Source organism: Moritella sp. 36 (assembly GCF_018219415.1).
In the GTDB taxonomy this organism is placed as follows: domain Bacteria; phylum Pseudomonadota; class Gammaproteobacteria; order Enterobacterales; family Moritellaceae; genus Moritella.
In genome coordinates this window covers 4,464,126-4,486,551 of the sequence record NZ_CP056120.1, presented here as the reverse complement: position 1 = coordinate 4,486,551, position 22,426 = coordinate 4,464,126, and the positions used below count along the sequence as shown (strand labels likewise).

Here is a 22,426-nt window from a genome sequence, read left to right as displayed (position 1 = left end):
GTATGAACGAACAGTATACTTATGCCTATAAATTAAATACTCGATTATGCCTCAGGGGAATAAAATGGACGCGAATAAAGAAAAAGCCTTAGCTGCAGCACTTGGACAAATTGAAAAACAATTTGGTAAAGGTTCTATCATGAAGCTAGGTGATAACCGTACCATGGACGTAGAAACTGTTTCTACAGGTTCACTTTCTCTTGATATTGCGTTGGGAGCTGGTGGTTTACCGATGGGGCGTATCGTAGAAATTTACGGTCCTGAATCAAGTGGTAAAACGACGTTAACGCTAGAAGTTATCGCGTCAGCACAACGAGAAGGTAAAATCTGTGCCTTTATTGATGCAGAGCATGCACTTGACCCTATTTATGCAGGTAAACTTGGCGTTGATATTAATGAACTATTAGTCTCTCAACCAGATACTGGTGAGCAAGCATTAGAAATATGTGACATGCTCGCACGTTCTGGCGCTGTTGATATTATCGTAGTCGATTCTGTAGCAGCACTAACTCCGAAAGCTGAAATTGAAGGCGATATGGGCGATAGCCACATGGGTCTGCAGGCACGTATGTTATCGCAAGCGATGCGTAAATTAACGGGTAATTTAAAAACGACTAACACCATGTGTATCTTCATTAACCAAATTCGTATGAAGATTGGTGTTATGTTTGGTTCACCTGAAACGACTACAGGCGGTAATGCACTTAAATTCTACGCGTCAGTACGTTTAGATATCCGTCGTATTGGTTCAGTAAAAGATGGCGACGAGATCACGGGTAATGAAACACGTGTTAAAGTTGTGAAGAATAAAATTGCAGCACCATTTAGACAAGCTGAATTCCAAATATTATACGGTAAAGGCTTTAACCGTAATGGTGAGTTAATTGATCTAGGTGTTAAAGAAAAGCTAATCGAAAAAGCAGGCGCTTGGTATTCATACAAGGGTGATAAGATTGGTCAAGGTAAAGCTAAATCAACACAATTCCTTATTGACAACCCAAAGATTGCAGCTGAAATTGACGGTATGATCCGTGCTAATCTACTTGGTAATAAAGATGAAGCTGAAGTTGAAGTTAAGGCTCCTGAAGCTGAAAACGAATTTTAATTCTGATATTAATTAACGTGTAATCTTTGATTTTAGTATTTATTGATTCGCGTTAATTGAACAGATATTAATAGAAATAAAGGCAGGTATGGCTAACATACCTGCCTTTATTATTTTATAGTTATCGATGATTTCTTGATCATGACAATACCAGTTAGCGCCATCAATACCAATAATCCTAAGCCGATATACCCAAACCACTGATCAAACGTTTTGTTGCCTGTCCAGCGTAGGTAATGAATATCATACATAGTGTTAAAAATACGACTGTCCGCACCTTGTTGGTGTAAGTTTAAGCGCGACCAATCAAACATCAGTTTTACGTCGGTATCCGTAACAGCGATACCATCTTTGTAGTTCAAAACCAAACCATAGCGTTGTGGATTATGTTTCACAGCATCTTGTAATAAACTTATTATATTTTTTGCATTTGGTTCTGACAGCACTTGGTTATTTAGTGGATTAATATGCTGCCATTTATTCTCTATTTGAACACGGTAATGACGACCTAAGATTGTTTGGTTTATTGCTACTGCTTGCCACTCTGGTTCAGGAGAAAGTTGTAAAATAGAGGACAACGGATAGCGAGTTATTTGCAATTGTTCGTAGGCATCTTTATAACCAGGCTTAATTAAAAAAAACGCACCAGTGAAGGCCCATAGTGTTACCGGCAGAATTAATAAATATCCAAGGTAGCGATGTAGCTGATAAGTATTCATTGTTGTCTATCTAAGAAAGTGAATATGCTATTTTACGGTTTAATAATAACAAAAGCACCTTATGGAAGGTGCTTTTAACATACATTAATGTAACGAGTCTAAATATTGGCGCTTAATATGACATTACTATTTATATGATAAATATAAAAACTTAGAATTTAGCCGATACTTGCAAGACAAAACCGTCGATACCATAGACGGCATCATCACCTGTCGAACGGGCTGAATTAAGTCCGCTATCGTTAAATTTACCGTCTTGATAGATACCATAAGCACCGTTTTTGCTCACGGTAGCGGCTAGGTCAATATGTACTAGATCCATCGGTGATATACCAAAACCTAAGGTGAATAGGTCTTCACGGACATCATTTAGATCATGGCGAATACCTGCGCGTAATTGTAAGAAATCAAATAGATTAGCTTCAATACCTGCGCGGGCATAACGTGATTCTCTGTTGCTTTCAAACCCTATCGCATCATTTAAATCCATTTCTGCTGTCAGTGTTGCGTAATCATGGTGTAATGCAAAACCTGCCGTCACTAGTGGTGCTAACGTGAAAACCATTTTCTCATCTGTTTGGTTGATACCTTTGTATGCCGTTGTTTCTACTTTAAGATTTTTTTTAAGTATGTTACGGCCACTGACTGCAACGCGGAAGCTATCATAAAAATCAAAGGCAATACCGGCATCGAGATTAAAATGGCTTTGTTTATCTAACCCGTCAAGAAAGCCATCTTCAAACTCACGTAGGCCGTCGTCATTAATTGAAATATCATAACTATACGTGTCGATACGTTGATATTTTGGTGATATACCAATCGATACTTTGGCGATTCTGGCATCCCAGTTCATTGATAGTGCCAAACCAAGATCAGAAACCGATACTCCTGCCAGATTAACTTTGCTATCAAGGTCATCTAAAGTTTGGTTATTTGCTGAATCAATATCATTTTGACTCACTTTTGCTGTCGCGACACTGGTCATGTAAGCGTTGCCAAAAAAGGCCACTGATAATGCACTGCTGGGTAATACAATCGCGAAACTGGTGCCGACATTAGCGCCCATGCGTTGACCATCAAAATTGCCAAGCGCATTGGCATAAGCTGCAGCCGTTATTGGATTTTTGTTATTGTCATAAGCGTTTTGCGCAGTTTTAACATTGTCTAAGGCACCTAAAAACGCATCCGATGTTTCGGTTTGAGCACCAAAAGAGGTGGGGGCATAGCGGGTATTACCATTATCACTGTATGGGATTGCTGGCAGAATGAGACCAATATAATTATCTTTGCCTTGACCTAATAATGCAGGGTTTACAAAAGCTGCAGTAACAAAGTCCGAAGATGCGACACCAGCTCCCCCCATAGCATCATTACGAGCATCAAAATACAGCTGAGAAGCAAAAGTGGTTGGTGCGATAGCGCACGTTAGTGCTGAAATAATAAATATACGTTTCATATCAATCCCTGATTTTTATACGGTGCTATGTTTGTTATACAAGCGTTTATTAGATAAATAATTAATGCGAAAATGTGTTGATTAATCCTTTAATCAACGAGTAATATCGCTTGATGTATCGTTAATGATGTTGCTTATTTGCTGGATCAATATTAGCACTGGTTGAGATGAACTTAAGTTTGATGTTAGGTACTAGATTACAAGAATGAATTTGTGATCATGATCTTTTTAGTGTAATTAACGACGATTTAGTTAGATTGGTTTTCTCAGCCTTGTATCTCGCTAATATAGCGCGTATAAATAGCTGCACTCATACTGAGATAATCAGTAAAGCAATATAAAAACCTTATCGCGCGGTTTGCTAAAGCGGTAAGTGAAGTAGCAAGGTATGAGGTTGTCTTCTCATGCTTTTGCTTAGCTAATTGATTGCATCATTGTTTTCATGACTGGAAACGGTAGAAAGATGTAGGTCTTTGGTTAAATATCACCATCAGATTTAGTTATATTTAACTATTATAGAAAGAATAAAAACAATAAATAAGAGGCTATTTTTGTGCTTGAAGCAAACTATGAACAGCAATTAACGAAATTATTACCTTGGCAGAAAGTGAGTTTTATTGCGTCACTTGCTGAACGCAGCTTTCCTAATTACAAATTATTTTCTGAAGCTTGTGAAACCGGAGATGCGAAGCAGTTCCGTTCATCATTAGATCTGTTTTGGGAGTCTTTAACGGTTAAAAATAGCAAAATCAATTTTACTATTCAACTTGATCGTTTCGAACCGATTATTCCAAATGTAGACAAATTTGATGTGTATGGTGTTTACCCTGCACTGGATGCGTGTGTGACTTTAAACAGTGCTTTTAATAGTTTAGTTGGCCCTGATCCGGATGTGAACGAAGCTATTAATGCATCGCGAGTATCAATTGGTACTGTTGCAAGCTATTTAGAAGCGTTGGCAGGTGAAGAACTTGACGACGAGGTTATTTTCGCTGAAGAGTTAATGCAAGAAGAGCTTAAATTTCAGCAAGCGGTGTTGGATTTACTCACGGTACAAAAATCACCAGAGAGTATGAAGACGTTACGTCAGTTTGCTAAAAATGATGGGATTTCTAACATTGGTATTACCTTAGATTAATTGATTGAAATTTCATTAAAGAGGCGCCAGAGCTGGTGAGGCGGCGATCGGGAATTAGTTTTAAGGGTAGTCTCCCACCTTTTTTATGGTGTTTTTTTGTACATAGAATGGGATTAGTGTGAGCGCTACCCCATTTGTTGATTATTCTCTCAGCAATTGACTTAATTAAGGCGATAAATCCTTTGCGGTCAACGGTTTTTTTGAATACAGTGTTTAACAGTTTAATGTTATTGAATAGTGGAAAGGACATTCTTATGAATAAAACTCAATTAATCGATGCAGTTGCAGCGAAAGCAGATTTAACTAAAGTACAAGCTAAAGCAGCACTAGAAGAGATCCTAAGTGCGATCACTGATAGCCTTAAAGAAAAAGAAGCTGTACAGCTAATTGGTTTCGGTACTTTTAAAGTAAGCGAACGTTCAGCACGTACTGGTCGTAACCCACAAACGGGTGAAGAAATTCAAATTTCTGCAGCGACAATTCCAGCATTCGTTGCTGGTAAAGCACTGAAAGATGCAGTTAAAAACGCAAACAAATAAGCATTAACTTTTATTAATTTAAAGTTTAATGAAAAAAAGCACCTATATTAGGTGCTTTTTTATTATCTACAAGTCATGTCCAAGACGAAAATATCCGTTATAGTTTGGTTCTTCGTTTCTTTTTATCCGCTGGTTGAACACGAACACGTTGGATTACATTGTTGTTTATTTCTAATACTTCTAACGGATGGTCTGCAATTTTTAGACTAATATTTGATTCAGGTATCTCTTCTAAATATTCTAAAATTAAGCCGTTTAATGTTTTTGGACCATTGGTTGGAAAGTGCCAGTTCATCTCTTTATTAATATCACGCACGTTTGCCGTACCATCAATGATATAACTGCCGTCAGGTTGCGCCTCAATTTCTTCACTCGCTGAAGGTGCCATGGTAGTGGTAAAGTCACCGACAATCTCTTCTAAGATATCTTCGAGAGTCACCAAACCTTGGATGTCACCGTATTCGTCAACAATTAAACCGATCCGCTCTTTTTTACGTTGGAACTTTAATAGTTGCACGTTAAGTGGTGTTGCTTCAGGAATGAAGTACAGCTCTTTTACTGCTCTGAGTAGCGTTGTTTTATCAAACTGTTCTTTCAGTAATAGACGCAATGCATCTCGAGTATGCACAAATCCAACTGCATCATCGATGGTGTCACGATACAGCAATACCCTCGTATGTGAAATATTACGTAATTGGCGTAACAAAATCTCCCAATCATCATTAATATCAATCGCGATGATCTCGTTACGCGGCACCATAATGTCATCCACAGTGACTTTTTCAAGGTCGAGAATACTGATCAGCATATCTTGGTGACGCTGAGGGATCATTGTACCTGCTTCATGCACAACGGTACGCAATTCTTCGGAGCTCAATGCACCATTGTCATTATGATTGAGATTAACGCGCAATAGTTGCAACAGGCCATTAGAAATGATGTTCACCAGCCATACCAATGGATAAAACAAGGTTAGCATCGGGCGTAATAACAATGAGCTTGGAAATGCCACTTTTTCTGGATGCAGTGCAGCTAAGGTTTTAGGCGTTACTTCAGCAAAAATAAGGATAACGATTGTTAAGAGACCAGTCGATACGGCTAAACCAAGCGCTTCATTTTGTGCAAATAAACGCATACCAATAATCGTTGCGATGGAAGAGGCCAAGATGTTGACTAGATTGTTACCAATAAGAATAAGACCAATCAAACGATCAGGTCTGTTGAGGAGTTTCTCTACACGTTTCGCACCTGTATGGTTATTTTTAACCAGGTGCTTAAGCCTATAACGATTGAGAGACATCATACCTGTTTCTGAGCTAGAGAAATAAGCTGATATGAGGATTAAAATAGTCAGGAGGCCGAATAAGGTTCCTGTTGATATGTCGTCCAAGTGTTATCCTTTGATTACGCAAGTGTATAGTAATTAATATATGATAGTTTTAAGTATGTTTAAGTATGTTTAAGTATGTTTAAGTATTAATGAAGTAGGATCTCTTTTACAAAGCGAGAACCGAAATAGGCTAAAGAGAGCAGTACAGTGCCAAATAATGTACCAAAAGCAATCTTGTTGCTACGCCAGCCTTGTTTAAAGTGACCCCACAGCAATACCGAATAAAATAGCCAAGCTAAAATAGATAAAACAGTTTTATGCGCTTGAGAGTGGGTAAAAGCATCTTCAAAAAAGACAAAGCTTGTCACTATTGCCACGGATAGCAGCACTAAACCGATACTTAATAACCTGATGAGTTGTTTTTCTATGGTCATTAACGATGGCAGTGCTGGGTGCATTGCGGTTGGGCGTTTGTGCTTGAGTTGATAATCTAAGTAAGCCATTTGCAGGGCAAGTAAACTCGCCACAATGAAGGCCGCATAGGCAAATAATATCACGATAATATGGACAACAAGTGGTGTGTTATCACTTAAATTGGAAATGTAAATCGTTGGTAACAAATAGCTTATCGCAATGACAATGATTGAAAAACCATACACAATAGGTAATAAAGGTAATATTTTAAATTTATTGATCGAGAGTGTCATGAGCATCGAGATCAGCAAACTGATAAGTGCGGCTACATTGACAATGCTCAGGTTAATCCCTGCTGCCGTCACAATATCAAACCCCATCCAGAATAGATGGCAAAGTGTCGCGCCTGCGCCTAGGGTAAAAATAGTACGTATACTCGGCTGCTGCGTGATAGTTAAGACTTTAATGCAATAATAAGTTGCAGCTATATAAAGAAAAATAGCGCCGAGAGCAAACAGTTCCATAGGGCTCACTTTAATGTTGATTTATAGGTAGTTATGCTTCCCAGTATACGCTTGCTCTATCTATAGAGCTATATTCAAATGCATTATTTAGAAAGGAAAATATTATTTTTTTATAAAACAATAGCTAGTCGCGACTTGAGAGTGTGATTTTTGCCCTCAAATAAGGTTATAATCATCAGTAATTATTGCATTTAATCTAATTTATAACGGATAACGTCATGTTTGAGAATTTAACCGATCGCTTATCGGCAACACTGAAAAACGTCAGTGGCCGTGGTCGTTTGACTGAAGATAATGTCAAAGACACACTACGTGAAGTACGCATGGCGTTACTCGAAGCGGATGTTGCTTTACCTGTCGTACGCGCATTTATTAAAAATGTGAAAGAAAAAGCCTTAGGTCAAGATGTATCTAAGAGTCTAAACCCTGGCCAAGCCTTTATTAAGATTGTTCAATCTGAACTTGAATCGGCAATGGGTGAAGCGAACGAAACATTAAATCTTGCTGCGCAACCGCCAGCAGTATTAATGATGGCTGGTTTACAAGGTGCTGGTAAAACAACGTCTGTAGCAAAACTATCACGCTTCTTAAAAGAGCGTGAGAAGAAATCAGTATTGGTTGTAAGTGCCGACGTTTACCGTCCAGCGGCAATCAAGCAGCTAGAAACATTGGCTGGCGAAGTTGATGTAGAATTCTTCCCAAGTAATATCGAACAGAAACCTGTTGATATTGCTAATGCGGCAATTGAGCACGCACGCAAATCATTTATTGACGTTGTTATTGTCGATACCGCGGGTCGTTTACATGTCGATTCTGACATGATGCAAGAGATCCAAGATTTACATTCAGCGATTAACCCAGTTGAAACCTTATTCGTTGTTGATGCGATGACTGGTCAAGATGCGGCGAACACAGCTGCGGCATTCAATGAGAGCTTACCGTTGACTGGTATTATCTTAACGAAAGCTGATGGTGATGCGCGTGGTGGTGCTGCACTATCTATTCGTCATATTACTGGTAAACCAATTAAGTTTATCGGTATGGGCGAGAAAATTGATGCGCTGGAACCTTTCCATCCAGAGCGTATTGCGTCACGTATTCTAGGTATGGGTGATGTACTATCACTTATCGAAGAAGTAGAACGTAAAGTAGATAAAGACAAAGCTGAAAAACTGGCGAAAAAAGTTCAGAAAGGTAAAGGCTTTGATTTAGAAGATTTCCGTGATCAACTTGTGCAAATGAAAAGCATGGGCGGCATGATGGGGATGATGGATAAGTTACCGGGTATGAACCAGGTACCTGATGCTGTTAAAGACCAAATGGATGATAAGTTAACTAATCGTATGGAAGCTATCATTAACTCTATGACACCAGCTGAGCGTCAACGTCCTGATATTATCAAAGGTTCACGTAAGCGTCGTATTGCTATGGGTTCTGGTACACAGATTCAAGATGTAAACAAACTACTTAAACAGTTTACCCAAATGCAAAAAATGATGAAAAAAATGTCGGGCAAAGGCGGCATGAAGAAGATGATGGGTAAAATGAAAGGTATGATGCCACCCGGAATGGGCGGTGGTATGGGCGGTGGTAAAGGACCGTTTGGTTAACAACTTCGTGGTTTAACCCCTTCCTTATATATGTATTTTATTCCAAGCCCTGCTTATTAACAGTAGGGCTTTTTTATTTCCGCGGATTCTGGCTAACCTGCTTTTGATCACTGTAATAGCAAAATAATGATTGTTTATAGTATAAATAGCGCTAACTAAAGCGGTCATGACTCACAATAAGGTTGCATTTAGTTAAAATAAGAGTAAAATTGCGCGACTTCGAATCGTCTCATTCGTGAGTACTATTTGAACTATGGGGCCTTGTCAGTGCAAGGTCGGAATACACACTTAATTTATAAAGAGGACGATATGGTAACTATTCGTTTATCTCGTGGTGGTTCTAAGAAATCACCTTTCTACACAGTTGTTGTTACAGACAGCCGTAATGCTCGTGATGGTAAATTCATCGAGAAGCTAGGTTTCTTTAACCCAATGGCTGCTGGTCAAGAAGAACGTGTTCGTCTTGACAACGTGAAAATTGAAGCTTGGGTTGCTAAAGGCGCTACAGTTTCTAACACAGTTGCTAAGTTAATCAAAGACGCTGCTAAAGCTGCTTAATTATCTTAAGGTAAGGAGATCTTGTGAGTTCAACTGACAAACCTATGGTAGTTGGTCGTCTTGGTGCTGTTTACGGCATTAAAGGCTGGATGAAAATCAACTCCTTTACCGATATTCCTGAAGGGATTTTTAACTATTCACCTTGGCTCATTGAGCAAAAAGGCGAATGGGTTGAAGTGGCGATTGAAGATTGCAAACGCCATGGCAAAGGTTTAATTGCTAAGTTAGTCGGCATTGATGTTCGTGAAGAAGCGCAGTCCCTTACGGGTGCTGAAATTGCTATTCATGCTGATCAACTTCCAGATTTAGAAGATGAATATTACTGGCGTGACATTATTGGCTGCTCTGTTGAGACAGACAAGGGTTATACGTTAGGTAAAGTCACTGATATGATGGAAACCGGTTCTAACGACGTATTAGTAATTAAAGCGAATGCAACTGATGCCTTCGGAAAAAAAGAACGGTTAATCCCGTATCTTGATGGGCAAGTAATTATCAGTGTTGATATTACCGCTCAAAAAATTATTGTTAATTGGGACCCGAGTTTTTAAGACTCGTTGTCAGCGGAGGCTAGTATGTGGTTAGGGGTTATTAGCCTTTTTCCAGAGATGTTTAATGCCATCACTGAACAAGGAGTCATCGGTCGAGCAATAAAACGCGACTTGCTTAAGTTCCAAACTTGGAACCCTAGAGATTTTGCCCACGATAAACATAAGACGGTCGATGATCGCCCTTATGGTGGTGGCCCTGGCATGTTGATGATGGTTCAACCATTACGAGATGCTATCCATGCAGCAAAACAGGCAGCTGGTGGTGAGGCGAAAGTTATTTATCTTTCACCGCAAGGACGTAAATTGGATCAAGCTGGTGTACTGGAGTTGGCAACAAATGAAAAGATGATTTTTATTTGTGGCCGTTATGAAGGTATTGATGAGCGTATCATCCAATCGGAAGTTGATGAAGAGTGGTCTATCGGTGACTTTGTGTTAACTGGTGGTGAACTTGCAGCAATGACGATGATTGATGCTGTCTCACGCATGATTCCTGGTGTTTTAGGCACTCAGGCATCCGCGGAGCAAGATTCGTTTGCGGATGGTCTTTTAGATTGTCCGCATTATACGCGTCCGGAAGTGTTAGATGGTATGGTTGTTCCTAAGGTTCTCCTTAGTGGCAATCATAGTAAAATTAGCCAATATAGACAGAAACAGTCTTTAGCTCGAACGTTAGAACGACGACCTGATTTATTAAGTAACCTAGCTCTGACTGATCTGCAAGAAAAACTTCTTGTTGAGATCGTTCGCGAAAGTCGCGAGTTAAAGTAGAGTTTTTCAGTTTATTCTAGGGTATAGAAAATGAGCAACATTATTGCACAGCTCGAACAAGAGCAAATGAAAACAGATCTACCAACTTTTGGCCCTGGTGCTACTGTTGTAGTACAAGTAAAAGTTGTTGAAGGTGATAAATCACGTCTACAGGCTTTTGAAGGCGTAGTTATCGCTAAACGTAACCGTGGTCTGCACTCTGCATTCACAGTTCGTAAAATCACTTCAAACGGTGAAGGTGTGGAACGTGTATTCCAAACACATTCTCCAGTGGTAGCAAGCATCACTGTTAAGCGTCACGGCGATGTTCGTCAAGCTAAGCTATACTACCTACGTGGTCTTACTGGTAAAGCTGCACGTATTAAAGAAAAATTGGGTAAGCGTAAAAGCAAATAATCCATTTTTCATGCAGTTTAAGGTCCGTCTTCTGACGGGCCTTTTTTTTACCTGCGATTTATCATCATCATATTTTGATAGATTAGATATTAAAGTGTTTTTTGAGTAGCTGATGCGTAAAGGCCTTTTTAAGATAGAAGCCACGCGGTCGTACCTGAATGATCTCTCCCTCGCTGCCATACGCCTTTGTACGGACCTTATTATTTGCTGCCTTAGGGCGAAGCTGTAAATACTTACCGTGACGCGCAGTGATCTGTTCTACCTGTCCAAGTGCGATCATATCCATCAGCTCTTCCCAATCTTCTTGTAATTGCATATTTTCAAGTGCATCGGGCTGCCATAGTAGAGGTGAGCCTACGATACGTTCTGCGATCGGAATATCGCGTTCACCGAGTACTGGTATCCATAGCACTTGTTTTAGCTTATTAGCCACATTACAGGTTGACCAAGTAACGCCGTGATTACCGGTTAAAGGGGCTACGCAGACGAAGGTTGTTTCAAGTGGTTTACCTTGTGCATTAATTGGAATGGTTTTTAATTCTACCCCTAACTCAGGGAAATCTTGAATTGGTTTACTGCCCGCTGTAGCACCAAGGTGCAGCTCTAAGAGTTGTCCAATCCAGCCTTTTTCTTTACGCAGATCATAGGGTACACAGAGTTGGTGTAATGCGGCTATTTGTTGCAGGTTGAATCCGGCAATGGCTTGTGCGCGATCCATAAGCTCATTGATATCACGGGGTTCGTTAATTAGTGAAGGCATATCAAGTTATTCTTATATCTCAAGGTTTCTTTTAGCAGAATAACACTTTTAAATCTAGCTGTTAACGGTCGTTTTTCATACAAAGTGAGATGTGAATCTCGTTTTTATGTTACGTAGATATTTCAAGTGAAGCGTTGAATTTAAGTGATTGTTTTTAAACGTCTTTTGTTTGGGTTTTTATTCTTGTGGATAATTATACCATTTTTTTATTATGTTAAATGGTAATAATGTAAACACTTCACAAGGTTACCCACAGAAAAGGTGGATAACTTGCTATTCCCCCCCTGCATTTGTTAATAAATATCGAAAGTCGCGATTAATAAGACTACTTATCGCTATTTCTATCACTTTTCCACACATGTAATGTGTATAACTATGTATATTGTGGATGAGGAGAGATATTATTGGCATATTGGTGTTTTATTACTCAATCGAGAGTAAGGTAAATGTCTATATATTGGAGTGAAAGGTAGAACTCTGCTTTCATTGCATGTTTTCTTTTAAGATATCTATCATACTTGCTTCTCTATAAAGAAGGGGGTTATTTCAACAACGCCGCTCAGAAGTTCTGAATTAGAGATAAATCGGCGGTATTTTGTCTTTGTAAATGGATCTTTGGTAAAACTGCTGGTGTAAATTTGCTGCTCATTGATTTATATGAAACAATCAAGTTAACTAAGTTCTACCCTTAAGGTGCTAATGTGATTGATAGCGATGGCTATCGTCTTAATGTAGGCATCCTAATTTGTAATCGTGAAGGTCAAGTTTTATGGGCTAAACGTTGTGGGCAACATTCTTGGCAATTTCCGCAAGGTGGTGTAGATAATGGAGAGTCTGCAGAGCAAGCAATGTATCGAGAACTATATGAAGAAGTTGGACTCAAAGCGAAACATGTTTCGATTCTAGCCACTTCTAAAACATGGTTGAAATATAAATTACCAAAGCGATTAGTCAGATGGGATAGCAAACCAGTCTGCATTGGGCAAAAGCAAAAATGGTTTTTACTGCGTCTGGAAGCGGATGACAGTCAAATCGACTTCAAATGCACAGGACACCCTGAATTTGATGATTGGCGTTGGGTCAGTTATTGGTATCCTGTACGTCAGGTTGTATCGTTTAAAAAAGACGTTTATCGTCGTGTTATGAAAGAGTTTGCACCAGTGGCATTACCTTTTTTACGCAAAGACATTAAACGTAAACGACGTTAATGTTAAATAGTGCCTGCGCATTGAATTATTATACGATTCAATGCAAAGGCATTACTTATTCATTGAACTTTTCTCCATTCCAGTACTCCTAATTTCTCTCTCTCATACTTTGGTTTAATTTATCTTACTTTACCGATTCTATTGCGGCTAATTCTATGTTGTGACAAGCAATTGGTGTAAGGTGTATTTTATAAATAATAACGAATGTATATATAAATACATAGCTTACGTTATTTTGTAATTTTATTGCCTTAGCATAGGTGATCACTTTCTTTTACTCAGGAACTCAATGATGTCGCAGACATATCTACAATATCCAGAAATTGATCCCATTGCGATCAGTATCGGCCCGATTCATGTTTACTGGTACGGGTTGATGTATTTACTTGGTTTTTTATTTGCTAATTGGATGGGTAATCGACAAGCAGCGAAACCGGGTAGTAGCTGGAATAAAGACGAAGTAGGTGATTTATTATTTTACGGTTTCCTTGGGGTGATCCTTGGTGGTCGTATTGGTTACGTGCTGTTTTATAACTTCGGTTTATTCCTTGATGATCCAATGTATTTATTCCGTATTACGGATGGCGGCATGTCATTCCATGGCGGCCTGATTGGTGTATTGTTAGCATTTGCTTATTTTGGTCGTAAAACCCAGCGTTCATTCTTTGTCATTGCCGACTTTATTGCCCCTATGGTGCCGTTTGGCTTAGCGGCTGGACGTATTGGCAACTTTATTAATGGCGAGTTGTGGGGGCGAGTGACTGATGTGCCTTGGGCGATGATCTTCCCAACTGGTGGTGATTTACCGCGTCATCCGAGTCAGTTATATCAGTTTGCAATGGAAGGTGTGTTACTGCTTATTATCTTACAAGTATTTGCACGAAAACCGCGTCCAGTAGGCGCTATCTCTGGTTTGTTCTTATTAGGTTACGGTATTTTCCGCTTTATTGCTGAGTACTTCCGCCAACCAGACTCACAACTAGGCTTGTATTTTGATTTGATTAGTATGGGACAAATTCTATCGACCCCGATGATCTTCTTAGGTGCGCTTATTATGTTTATTGCTTATAAAAAGCCGACTTTGTTTGCAGGTAAACAAAACAAATAATTGGTTTACGCAGATAAAGAATGAAAAAGGGGTTAACTAAATTTAGTTAACCCCTTTTTATTTTAATCATCTATCAGTGTTTACACTGAAAATGGATATTTTATCGCATCATGATGTTGGTAATCTGTTACCTCGAAATCGTCCAATGTCACCCAAGTTTCTAAATCTTCCAATGTCTTAATTTTCGGGTTAATGTGTAATTTCGGCAGTGGTAATGGCTCGCGTTTTAATTGTACGTCACGCATTAATTCTAGCTGATCTTCATATATATGAGCGTTGACGATCTTGTGGTACGCTTGACCGGCTTTATGACCAGTGATTTGCGCTACCAACGCTAGCAATACATGTACTTGCACCATGTTGAAGTTTAGGCCTAGGGGCACGTCACACGAACGTTGGGTGCTGTTTAGATATAACGTATCACCGAGCAGTGAGAAATGGTGGCTGTACATGCAAGGACGTAAACAACCCAGTTCAAATGCACCCGGATTAAAGAAGGTTAAAATCTCGCCGCGGTTATCAATGCCGTTTGATAGGTCATCGATGATTTGGCGTAGTAAGTCGACTGTACCGCCTTGTGGTTTTACCCAGTTACGTGCACACGCACCGTACACATAGCCCATGTCGTCTTCACCTTTACGGTGTGGGCTTGCCAACCAAACTGGATTTTCATTGGCATTGGCATCCCAGGTTTTGGTACCTAATGCACGAAAGTCTGCGGCATTATCATAACCACGGATGTAACCAATTATCTCGGCAATGGCTGATTTCCAAAAGCTTTTTCGCGTGGTGACTAATGGAAATACATTATTCGCCACGTCATAAGTGAGATCAGCATTGATCACGGTTAAACAGCGTTTTCCGGTACGTTCATTTTCAACCCAAACACCGTTTTCCACTATTCTCGTACATAAATCAAGATACTGTTTCATCGACTACTGCCCTATTCTTATTGTTGTACATTAATTATTGTGCATTAATTTGCGTGGGCAGGATCTTTACATAGATTAGCAGGGGTTACAAATCGGATTTACCAAAGGCAAGTAATTATCGCTGACTTAATATCAGCGATAATGGGATGTTGTAGATAAGAGCTATTAGCGGTGTTCGAGTTGCAGCGCTTGTGCATTAAAACGTTTTTTGTTTTTATCAGTGAATTGAGCGAGGTCTAATACGATCAAACCATCAATACAATGATTAAAACTGGGGTCAATATTGAAATCAAAAATCTGCACACCACCAGGTTTACACAATTTGATATATTGCTTAAAGAGTGTCGGTACACTAAACCCCATGTGGTTGAGCTGGGCCTTTAGGATGGTCATACCTTCTTCGGCATCGACATCAGCAAATAAATCCGTTAAACGTGTATTTGCTTCTTCCGACAATCGGAATGGCATAGTGGCACTCGCGACATTGGTATTGTTACCGTAGAAATGTTGATAATAATAGACCAGAAGTTCTTTTGCTGGTTGTGAGTAACTATTACTGATACTCACAGTACCAAACAAGTAGCGACAACCACTGTGTTGAATGATGTATTCCATGATCCCTTGCCATAGGTATTCAAGGCTGCGGGTTCCCCAGTATTTGGGTTGAATAAAGCTACGGCCCAGCTCAATTCCGGTTGCCAAATAAGGTGTCATTGCTGCATGGTAATCAAATAACGTGGCACTATAGAGTTGCTGCTTTACGTTGATGCTCTCAATCTTATTCGTTTCTAATAAGCGATAGGCGCCGATTAACTCCAGCTTCTTATCATCCCACAATAGAATGTGGACATAAGAATTATCGTAGATATCTACATCACGACGCTCGCCTGTGCCTTCACCCACTAATCGAAATGACTCTTCTCTTAATCTGCCGATTTCGCGCATTATGGTGGAGTTTGCTTGATGGCGGTAGCAGTAGATTTGCTTCCCATCACGGCTTTCGCTGATCTTCTGGCAGGCGTGTATTTCACTGCGTAATAATGCTTTATTTTCTGGGTGAGCAATGGCTGACTGCGTATTGAAAATCGATGGTTTGTCTTTGGTTAAGCGGTATAAATGTTTACGAAACAATGCTGTTTTAGTATTGATAGGCAAGTCTAGCGACTGGTAAGTTTGATAATTAATCTGCTCGCCAATACGGATTGAGACGCAGTTGTGAGCGTGTTTAAACATTTCACGGATCAACCACAAGGTCGAAATAGGTTTTGATAATATGGACAAGCTATAAAAAAACAATGAATTCTTAGCATTGATATAAATGGGGATGATAGGGGCTTGGACGCTGCTCGCAATACGCAAAAAACCATTACGCCATTTACCGTCTTTTACACCCTGTGGGCTAATGCGTGAGACTTCGCCAGCCGGAAACATAATAATCACACCTTCATCCTTGAGATGTGTTTTTATTGCTTGTAAACGGTCGCTAGCGGTCCCCCCATTCATGTTATCTACCGGTAATAAATAATCTTTTACTGGTTTGATGATCATAAGCATGTCATTGGCCACGACCTTTACGTCTGGACGGACTTTACTGACCATTTTAAGCAGTGCCATACCATCGAGAGTGCCGATCGGATGGTTGGCGATGATCACTGCTTTACCTGTTGCAGGAATACGTTCTATTTCGTTAGGGCGAACTGAGTAACTAAAGCTGAAGTGCTCAAATACTTGTTCGATAAACTCGATACCGGTGAGGTGTGCATAGGTTTCACCAAATTGGCGTAATTCACGTTCATGAAAGAGTAATCTAAGTGTTGCCAGCATAGGTTTGGCAATGAGACGGGTACTTTTTTTATGAAAAAAGTCCGGATAACGTTGGTTTATTTCCGCTTCTATGTTGAGCATAATCTTCATCCTTTAGATTATTGTTTGTAGTTATCATAGAAGCTTGCTGTGACATTTTTAGTGGTTTTATATGGCAATTGAGTGACTGCTCAGAACTGGATGTGTGATCCAGCGCGATATTTTATCGCAGATCCACTTACTGTCATCTAAAGGTAAGTCGTGACCTGCTGTGGGGTGATAGTAGATTGGACAGTGCCATTGTGCGGCGATGGCACTACTACAACGAACATCAACTAATTGATCATATTGACTCGCGAGTAATAAAATATTGTCAATAGGTGCCTGCGGAGGAGGGCTAAAACGGCTTGCTGCATACAGTTGGCGCAAGGCGTTTTGACGGCTGACTGGTTGCAGTTCTGCATAATGACCCCAACGTTGAGACAATGCGTGATTTTTGTGTTGGGTATGACTGGTCATATTTAAAATAAGCTGTTCTTGCTGTAAAGGTGCACTGGATAATATGCGGATAAGGGTGGTTAGTTTGCTGAATTTTAAACGCTGATAAATAGGACTGAATTGTTTAAAACTGGTATTAATAAAAACCATATGTTCAATTTCGTTAGGAAATCGCTTTGCCCATTCAGTGCAGATCATACCGCCCATAGAAATACCTAACAACCGGATAGGGTAGGATACATCAGGGTTTTTCTGCCTAAATTGTTGTCTAAGTTGCAGGGTTATGTCGGTGATGGAGGCGGGTGTTACGCGCTGCCATTCAGTACCTGTACCTGGAATGTCACAGCATAACACCTGACTGTTAAGCTGCTGCGCTAATTTGATGGGAAAGTCTTCCCAGTGTTGCTGCTGTCTACATAGGCCTCGAACTAACAGCCAAGTTGGTGAGCGACTATCTTGTCTTGATGAAGTACTATTCTGTATACCAGAGTGAGGTTGCGTCGGCATGGCTACGTTCCTTGTTTAGTTGCGGTAACCAGTGTGCATAAGACCCAGTTACTTTGATCAAAAATTCCATTAGGACATGATGCTGTCGTAATACGCGTTTAATACGGTGAGGCTGGATCGGATGGAAAATACCACTGGATTTGAACACTTGAAGTGGGTTCTTTTTGATCCAGGTCCAGGAGCCCATTTCTAACGTTAGCGGAAGAAAAATGGTATCGATTTCCAGTGATTGATCATATAAGTAATCCCATAAATCACCATGTGTCATATAGTTACGCGCTTGTGGTTCGAATATGTAGTCTTGGTGTGGATAGGTTTCAATAAGCATTTTACGCAGCTTAAATATTTCAGCGAGATGGGGAATAGGTTGTTTTGATTTAGCATAAGGAAACCAAATCTGATTATCAAAACCAAAACCAGAATGACAATCTAGCGCAATACTAAAAGGGGCTGTTAATAATTGTTGGCGAATATGTGCTACCAATACCCGGGATTCAGGTTGCATTGCCTTGCTTTTTTTACCACGATACCAAGGCAGTATATTACTAATGCGCTGCCCTCCCACGAGCCAAGGTACATTGCCAACAGCATCTACCGGAGCATTACGCATTAAATCCACACCATTACCATTGGCGCGACTATTGTTTAGCATACCTATAGGGTTCATGAGTGGCAGGAATAGCAGTTTTACGTGACGGAGTTCTTGATGCAGTGATTGATCCCATTTTAATCGCCTAATGAGGCTTTCAAACAACGCTAAGATAACTTGCGTGCCAATACGCTCTACCCCATGGATTCCACCAACAAAGGCGATGACGGGGACATTGGGTTCTTGTGATCCCATACTGATTGAATACAAGGGGTAGCTGGACTTTTTATAAGACACATGTGCCAAAATCTGACTGTGTAAGTGTTTACCGCCTAACTCAATTAACTTCTCCAGTTGCATTAATTCGGGTAATAACTGCTGTTGTAGTGATTTTAAGGACATTAATAATTACCTAAATGAGTTAAATATAAAGATTAATGTCTACCAATATAGCGAAATTAACAAATTTAAAGGTTAAATCTTTGTGAATTTTCTATACTTGATCTATGTGGTTGATTATTCATTGAATACAAATCCCTGATAATAAGCAAGGAGGCTCATTTGTATAAATCCTTAACGCAATTTCTTCGTACTGAATCCTCAGGCGGTGTATTACTTATCATTGCGGCTATATTGGCGATGCTTGTTGCTAATTCTCCCTTTTCCGATTTGTATCTGGAGTTTTTACATACCGAGATCCAAGTTCGTGTCGCCGATATTGATATCAATAAGTCATTCAGTCATTGGATCAACGATGGCCTTATGGCGGTATTCTTTTTACTTATTGGTTTAGAGGTAAAGCAAGAGCTTGTTGAAGGTGCGCTAGCGAGTCGTAAAAAATCTCTTTTTCCCATTATCGCTGCGGCTGGGGGTATGCTAGCGCCTGCATTAGTCTATTTAAGTTTTAATGCCGCGAATCCAGACGCAATCAAGGGGTGGGCAATCCCTGCCGCCACCGATATCGCTTTTGCATTAGGGGTTTTGTCATTATTGGGTGAACGCGTGCCTGTTAATTTGAAAATTTTCTTATTGGCGCTGGCTATCATGGATGATCTCGGTGTGATCATTATTATTGCCTTGTTTTATACCGTGGATATGTCGGTATTATCACTGAGTTTAGCGTGCGCGTGCATTAGCCTATTGTGGCTAATGCACCGTTACAGCATCATGAGTTTAACGCCTTATCTTATTGTTGGCGCGTTATTGTGGGTAGCAGTACTTAAATCAGGCGTACATGCAACTTTGGCTGGCGTGGTGATCGGTTTTGCTATTCCTATGTATCGTAAAGATGATAAAAATGATGTTGAAAACCCGCACTCTCCAGCGAAAACGTTGGCACGCTGGCTGCATCCTTGGACTAAGTATTATATTTTACCCTTGTTTGCATTTGCGAATGCGGGGGTGCCGTTAACTAATATTCAGTTTAGTGACATGACCTCTGCACTGCCAATAGGCGTTGCATTAGGGTTACTGATTGGCAAACCTTTGGGGATCTTCAGTATTAGTTGGCTAGCGGTGAAGCTAAAAATTGCGACAATACCCGAGGGGATTAATTTTAAACAAATTTTTGCGGTGTCAGTGTTGTGTGGAATTGGCTTTACGATGTCGATGTTTATTACGTCATTAGCATTCACGGATCCGGTGATGGCGGATCTGGCGCGTTTGGGGATATTAATAGGTTCTACATTGGCTGCGGTACTAGGTTATTATTTACTTGCCTGTGCGACAACAACAAAAGATAAGGTGGAAGTTGAGAGAGAATTAGTGGATAAAGGTTGAATTAAGTTGAAATAGAACTGAAATCATATTTTTTAGATATAAAAAAACCAGCCGAAGCTGGTTTTTTCATTATCGTATTCAAGCAATAATTAAAGTGCTTTGATCTTAGCAGAAAGACGGCTCTTAATACGAGCAGCTTTGTTTGCGTGGATCAGGCCTTTACAAGCCATACGATCAAGAATCGGTTGTGCAGCAACAAATGCAGCAGTCGCTTCTTCTTTATTACCAGCAGCGATAGCTACGATAATTTTCTTAGTTAGTGTACGCATCATTGAACGACGTGAAGTGTTGTGCTTACGGCGTTTTTCAGATTGGATTGCGCGTTTTTTAGCAGACTTGATATTAGCCAAGGTCCTACTCCTAAATGTCTAAAGACGTTAATTTTATAAAGGCGAGGAATATGCCTTGCCTAACGAAATTTGTCAATATTTTTTGTGTAAATAACAGGCAAAATATTGGCAACTAACTGCAATGACAGTTAAGATGTGGGACATATTTTAGCAGCAAATGCGCCCCACGAACAGGGTTTGATTGACATAAAAGGTATTTCTTGAGTAATAAATTAATAAAATCTGGCCTTATCGTCAGTTCAATGACCATGATCTCGCGTATTTTAGGTTTAGTCCGAGATGTTATTGTTGCAAATCTAATGGGCGCGGGTGCGGCTGCCGATGTTTTCTTCTTTGCCAATAAAATCCCTAATTTTTTACGTAGACTCTTCGCTGAAGGTGCCTTTGCACAGGCTTTTGTACCTGTTCTTACTGAATATCAACAAACTGGTGATAAACAAAAAGTACGACAATTGATCGCTTCAGTATCCGGCACCTTAGGGGTGTTAGTGACCATTGTTACCTTGTTTGGGGTAATTGGTTCGCCATTAATCACGATTCTCTTTGGTGCGGGTTGGTTTGTGGATTGGCTCAACGATGGACCTGATGCACACAAGTTTGAACTTGCTTCATTTATGCTAAAAATAACTTTCCCTTATTTGTGGTTTATTACTTTTACCGCATTATCTGGTGCAATTTTGAACACTTTGGGTAAATTTGCTGTTGCGGCCTTTACGCCGGTGTTTTTAAATATCGCTATTATTGGTGCGGCATTGTTCATTGCACCAACTTTAGAACAGCCTGAAATTGGCCTCGCTATCGGGGTCTTTATCGGCGGTGCAATTCAGTTCTTATTTCAAATTCCGTTTTTAGCAAAACAGAATATGTTGGTGAAACCACGTTGGGGTTGGCGAGATCCTGGTGTGACAAAAATTAGAAAACTAATGATACCGGCAATGTTTGGTGTATCAGTGAGCCAGATTAACTTATTGTTTGATACGTTTATTGCCAGCTTCTTAATGACAGGGTCAATTAGTTGGTTGTATTACTCAGACCGTTTATTAGAATTTCCACTTGGTTTGTTCGGTATTGCGATCGCGACCGTTATTTTACCAGCCCTTTCTCGAACTCATTCAGCCCGCTCTGATAACCAATTTAAACTAACTATGGATTGGGGGGTAAGAGTTGTTCTATTACTGGGAATACCGGCGATGATGGGCATGATAGTGCTTGCCAGCCCAATGCTTAAAGTATTGTTTATGCGTGGTGAATTTGGCGCTGATGACGTCTCTATGGCCTCAATGAGTTTGATGGCTTATGGTTCTGGTTTACTTAGCTTTATGCTAATTAAGGTATTGGCACCAGGTTATTATGCGCGTCAAGATACCCGTACGCCAGTTAAGTTTGGCATCATCGCCATGATCAGTAATATGGGCTTTAACATCATTTTAGCGATTCCATTTGGTTATGTTGGTTTAGCGCTGGCTACAGCGGGGTCTGCGACATTGAATGCAGGCTTACTCTATTGGGGATTGCATAAGGAAGGTGTGTACAAGATTAATAGGGATACCGGTATTGTCGTGGTGAAGTTATTTGTCTCTGCAGGTTTGATGGCAGGCTTAGTGCAATACGCTAAACCAGACATGTCGCAATGGTACGAGTGGAGTTTATTAGACAGCAGTTTATGCTTGTTAGGCTTACTTGGATTAGCTGTAATAAGCTATTCTATGGCTTTATTGGTGTTTGGTTTACGCCCGCGACATTTTAAAATTACCGACTGAGTACAAATTGTTGCTGACCCT

At 40.0% G+C, this 22,426-nt stretch carries 22 protein-coding genes; 12 read left to right on the top strand and 10 right to left on the bottom strand.

Annotated features, from left to right (window positions below; genetic code table 11):
* Positions 1 to 46 precede the first annotated feature (46 nt).
* Entirely contained in the window at positions 47 to 1,105 is a 1,059-nt protein-coding gene (recA, locus tag HWV03_RS19925; protein ID WP_211677591.1) for a recombinase RecA, read from the top strand.
* Between the two features lie 110 nt (positions 1,106 to 1,215).
* On the opposite strand, the gene HWV03_RS19920 is transcribed toward recA, so the two are convergent.
* The gene (locus HWV03_RS19920; protein WP_211677588.1) at positions 1,216 to 1,824 is read right to left on the bottom strand and encodes a PepSY domain-containing protein; all 609 of its coding nucleotides are present in this window, start codon (positions 1,822 to 1,824) and stop codon (positions 1,216 to 1,218) included.
* A gap of 151 nt (positions 1,825 to 1,975) precedes the next feature.
* Complete coding sequence (traF, locus tag HWV03_RS19915; RefSeq protein WP_211677581.1) at positions 1,976 to 3,280, bottom strand: conjugal transfer protein TraF; 1,305 nt, start codon at positions 3,278 to 3,280, stop codon at positions 1,976 to 1,978.
* Positions 3,281 to 3,833: 553 nt separating this feature from the next.
* Here traF and HWV03_RS19910 point away from each other — a divergent pair.
* Both HWV03_RS19910 and HWV03_RS19905 read left to right on the top strand, forming a co-directional pair.
* A complete protein-coding gene (locus tag HWV03_RS19910) occupies positions 3,834 to 4,418 on the top strand; it encodes a YjaG family protein (protein ID WP_211677579.1) in 585 nt (194 codons plus the stop codon).
* Positions 4,419 to 4,672: 254 nt separating this feature from the next.
* On the top strand, positions 4,673 to 4,957 hold the full coding sequence (locus HWV03_RS19905) for an HU family DNA-binding protein (protein WP_017221893.1): 285 nt from the start codon (positions 4,673 to 4,675) through the stop codon (positions 4,955 to 4,957).
* Between the two features lie 97 nt (positions 4,958 to 5,054).
* On the opposite strand, the gene HWV03_RS19900 is transcribed toward HWV03_RS19905, so the two are convergent.
* Together HWV03_RS19900 and HWV03_RS19895 are read right to left on the bottom strand one after the other, a co-directional pair.
* Entirely contained in the window at positions 5,055 to 6,347 is a 1,293-nt protein-coding gene (locus HWV03_RS19900; protein ID WP_211677577.1) for an HlyC/CorC family transporter, read from the bottom strand.
* An 86-nt stretch (positions 6,348 to 6,433) separates the two neighbouring features.
* Positions 6,434 to 7,225, bottom strand: a complete 792-nt coding sequence (locus HWV03_RS19895; RefSeq protein ID WP_211677571.1) for a cytochrome C assembly family protein — start codon at positions 7,223 to 7,225, stop codon at positions 6,434 to 6,436.
* 218 nt (positions 7,226 to 7,443) lie between these two features.
* Between HWV03_RS19895 and ffh the strand changes: the two genes are divergently transcribed.
* The 5 genes from ffh (at position 7,444) to rplS (ending at position 11,111) form a co-directional block, all read left to right on the top strand.
* Complete coding sequence (ffh, locus tag HWV03_RS19890; protein WP_211677566.1) at positions 7,444 to 8,835, top strand: signal recognition particle protein; 1,392 nt, start codon at positions 7,444 to 7,446, stop codon at positions 8,833 to 8,835.
* Between the two features lie 309 nt (positions 8,836 to 9,144).
* Positions 9,145 to 9,393: a 30S ribosomal protein S16 gene (rpsP, locus tag HWV03_RS19885; protein ID WP_006033748.1), complete on the top strand. Its 249-nt coding sequence runs from the start codon at positions 9,145 to 9,147 to the stop codon at positions 9,391 to 9,393.
* 23 nt (positions 9,394 to 9,416) lie between these two features.
* Positions 9,417 to 9,944: a ribosome maturation factor RimM gene (rimM, locus tag HWV03_RS19880; protein ID WP_211673157.1), complete on the top strand. Its 528-nt coding sequence runs from the start codon at positions 9,417 to 9,419 to the stop codon at positions 9,942 to 9,944.
* Positions 9,945 to 9,968: 24 nt separating this feature from the next.
* Positions 9,969 to 10,715 carry a tRNA (guanosine(37)-N1)-methyltransferase TrmD gene (trmD, locus tag HWV03_RS19875; protein WP_211677564.1) on the top strand — a complete coding sequence of 249 codons (747 nt, stop codon included), beginning with the start codon at positions 9,969 to 9,971 and terminating at the stop codon, positions 10,713 to 10,715.
* A gap of 30 nt (positions 10,716 to 10,745) precedes the next feature.
* Positions 10,746 to 11,111, top strand: a complete 366-nt coding sequence (rplS, locus tag HWV03_RS19870; protein ID WP_045108915.1) for a 50S ribosomal protein L19 — start codon at positions 10,746 to 10,748, stop codon at positions 11,109 to 11,111.
* A gap of 82 nt (positions 11,112 to 11,193) precedes the next feature.
* Here the strand turns inward: rplS and mutH are convergent, their stop codons facing one another.
* On the bottom strand, positions 11,194 to 11,871 hold the full coding sequence (gene mutH, locus HWV03_RS19865) for a DNA mismatch repair endonuclease MutH (RefSeq protein ID WP_211677562.1): 678 nt from the start codon (positions 11,869 to 11,871) through the stop codon (positions 11,194 to 11,196).
* A gap of 701 nt (positions 11,872 to 12,572) precedes the next feature.
* Here mutH and rppH point away from each other — a divergent pair.
* Positions 12,573 to 13,079 carry an RNA pyrophosphohydrolase gene (rppH, locus tag HWV03_RS19860; protein ID WP_045108918.1) on the top strand — a complete coding sequence of 169 codons (507 nt, stop codon included), beginning with the start codon at positions 12,573 to 12,575 and terminating at the stop codon, positions 13,077 to 13,079.
* Between the two features lie 292 nt (positions 13,080 to 13,371).
* Positions 13,372 to 14,187 carry a prolipoprotein diacylglyceryl transferase gene (lgt, locus tag HWV03_RS19855; protein ID WP_211680342.1) on the top strand — a complete coding sequence of 272 codons (816 nt, stop codon included), beginning with the start codon at positions 13,372 to 13,374 and terminating at the stop codon, positions 14,185 to 14,187.
* Between the two features lie 80 nt (positions 14,188 to 14,267).
* On the opposite strand, the gene HWV03_RS19850 is transcribed toward lgt, so the two are convergent.
* The 4 genes from HWV03_RS19850 to HWV03_RS19835 form a co-directional block, all read right to left on the bottom strand.
* The gene (locus tag HWV03_RS19850) at positions 14,268 to 15,119 is read right to left on the bottom strand and encodes a thymidylate synthase (RefSeq protein WP_211677560.1); all 852 of its coding nucleotides are present in this window, start codon (positions 15,117 to 15,119) and stop codon (positions 14,268 to 14,270) included.
* A 165-nt stretch (positions 15,120 to 15,284) separates the two neighbouring features.
* The gene (locus tag HWV03_RS19845; RefSeq protein WP_211677558.1) at positions 15,285 to 17,024 is read right to left on the bottom strand and encodes a GNAT family N-acyltransferase; all 1,740 of its coding nucleotides are present in this window, start codon (positions 17,022 to 17,024) and stop codon (positions 15,285 to 15,287) included.
* A 66-nt stretch (positions 17,025 to 17,090) separates the two neighbouring features.
* Positions 17,091 to 17,927 (bottom strand): alpha/beta fold hydrolase, encoded by an 837-nt coding sequence (locus HWV03_RS19840; RefSeq protein ID WP_211677556.1) that lies wholly within the window; start codon positions 17,925 to 17,927, stop codon positions 17,091 to 17,093.
* Complete coding sequence (locus tag HWV03_RS19835) at positions 17,893 to 18,918, bottom strand: M14 family zinc carboxypeptidase (RefSeq protein ID WP_211677554.1); 1,026 nt, start codon at positions 18,916 to 18,918, stop codon at positions 17,893 to 17,895. Before HWV03_RS19835 ends, HWV03_RS19840 begins: the two co-directional genes overlap by 35 nt.
* A 159-nt stretch (positions 18,919 to 19,077) precedes the next feature.
* Between HWV03_RS19835 and nhaA the strand changes: the two genes are divergently transcribed.
* On the top strand, positions 19,078 to 20,295 hold the full coding sequence (gene nhaA / locus HWV03_RS19830; protein WP_211677552.1) for a Na+/H+ antiporter NhaA: 1,218 nt from the start codon (positions 19,078 to 19,080) through the stop codon (positions 20,293 to 20,295).
* A gap of 89 nt (positions 20,296 to 20,384) precedes the next feature.
* On the opposite strand, the gene rpsT is transcribed toward nhaA, so the two are convergent.
* Positions 20,385 to 20,645: a 30S ribosomal protein S20 gene (rpsT, locus tag HWV03_RS19825; RefSeq protein ID WP_019442312.1), complete on the bottom strand. Its 261-nt coding sequence runs from the start codon at positions 20,643 to 20,645 to the stop codon at positions 20,385 to 20,387.
* Positions 20,646 to 20,845: 200 nt separating this feature from the next.
* On the opposite strand from rpsT, the gene murJ reads away from it, so the two are divergent.
* Positions 20,846 to 22,405, top strand: coding sequence for a murein biosynthesis integral membrane protein MurJ (gene murJ / locus HWV03_RS19820; RefSeq protein WP_211677550.1), 1,560 nt, complete (start codon positions 20,846 to 20,848; stop codon positions 22,403 to 22,405).
* Positions 22,406 to 22,426: the final 21 nt, after the last annotated feature.

Excerpts from the sequence above, each read along its gene's own strand:
- mutH (WP_211677562.1), bottom strand. The coding sequence starts at position 11,871 with ATGCCTTCACTAATTAACGAACCCCGTGATATCAATGAGCTTATGGAT.
- lgt (WP_211680342.1), top strand. The coding sequence starts at position 13,372 with ATGTCGCAGACATATCTACAATATCCAGAAATTGATCCCATTGCGATC.
- HWV03_RS19835 (WP_211677554.1), bottom strand. The coding sequence starts at position 18,918 with ATGTCCTTAAAATCACTACAACAGCAGTTATTACCCGAATTAATGCAA.
- HWV03_RS19895 (WP_211677571.1), bottom strand. The coding sequence starts at position 7,225 with ATGGAACTGTTTGCTCTCGGCGCTATTTTTCTTTATATAGCTGCAACT.
- HWV03_RS19840 (WP_211677556.1), bottom strand. The coding sequence starts at position 17,927 with ATGCCGACGCAACCTCACTCTGGTATACAGAATAGTACTTCATCAAGA.
- rpsP (WP_006033748.1), top strand. The coding sequence starts at position 9,145 with ATGGTAACTATTCGTTTATCTCGTGGTGGTTCTAAGAAATCACCTTTC.
- HWV03_RS19850 (WP_211677560.1), bottom strand. The coding sequence starts at position 15,119 with ATGAAACAGTATCTTGATTTATGTACGAGAATAGTGGAAAACGGTGTT.
- HWV03_RS19845 (WP_211677558.1), bottom strand. The coding sequence starts at position 17,024 with ATGCTCAACATAGAAGCGGAAATAAACCAACGTTATCCGGACTTTTTT.
- traF (WP_211677581.1), bottom strand. The coding sequence starts at position 3,280 with ATGAAACGTATATTTATTATTTCAGCACTAACGTGCGCTATCGCACCA.
- ffh (WP_211677566.1), top strand. The coding sequence starts at position 7,444 with ATGTTTGAGAATTTAACCGATCGCTTATCGGCAACACTGAAAAACGTC.
- HWV03_RS19905 (WP_017221893.1), top strand. The coding sequence starts at position 4,673 with ATGAATAAAACTCAATTAATCGATGCAGTTGCAGCGAAAGCAGATTTA.
- recA (WP_211677591.1), top strand. The coding sequence starts at position 47 with ATGCCTCAGGGGAATAAAATGGACGCGAATAAAGAAAAAGCCTTAGCT.
- trmD (WP_211677564.1), top strand. The coding sequence starts at position 9,969 with ATGTGGTTAGGGGTTATTAGCCTTTTTCCAGAGATGTTTAATGCCATC.
- HWV03_RS19920 (WP_211677588.1), bottom strand. The coding sequence starts at position 1,824 with ATGAATACTTATCAGCTACATCGCTACCTTGGATATTTATTAATTCTG.
- rplS (WP_045108915.1), top strand. The coding sequence starts at position 10,746 with ATGAGCAACATTATTGCACAGCTCGAACAAGAGCAAATGAAAACAGAT.